1 protein-coding gene is annotated in these 575 nt (G+C 30.8%); it reads left to right on the top strand.

Annotation, left to right across the window (positions count from 1 at the left end; all coding sequences use genetic code 11):
• Window positions 1–312: 312 nt before the first annotated feature.
• Window positions 313–575, top strand: a 263-nt coding sequence (locus IDG60_RS00290) for a hypothetical protein (protein WP_206160345.1), incomplete at its 3' end; no start/stop codon positions are given.

Below are 575 nucleotides of genomic sequence, written 5' to 3'. Positions count from 1 at the left end.
CTTAAAATCTAAAGGTATCAAGAGTGATGTTATCGATAAATAACTGAAAGCCATCATTGCGACATGTAACACATCATTACATGAGCTTTAATTCATGACAATTCTTTATCTTTAAAAGTGACTAATCTTTGAGACAATACAATTTAACCAATACCTTACCATTTTGCATCAAGCAGCATATTACTGTTTGATGCTTTTTTAATTGCCTTAAATTCTCTATCTATGCCAAAATCACCCATTAGTTGACGCATTTGACTATATCCCTAACATATTTCATACTTATATTGACTCTATAAACAAAGGATGGTCATGATGAAAGTTCGAATTACTTTTATTATTTTAGCAATTTTATCGACGATTGTTTGCTTGTTCTTAGCAGCAATGCATCCAACAGGACCAAACACAGTAACTTTTGAACAGCCATATTTATTCACCCTCAACATCATTTTAATGGTATTAGTCGCATTACCTTCACTTGTTTTAGCTATATATGATTATATGAGTTTTAGAATTTCTTCTGCTATTTTACAATTTCTAGGGGCTATCTCTTGGTTCTTTTTATCATTGATATTATC

The sequence above is a fragment of the Staphylococcus sp. EG-SA-2 genome, assembly GCF_017152085.1.
The sequence above is the reverse complement of the archived record's forward strand: the minus strand, read 5'-3'. Positions and strand labels throughout refer to the sequence as shown.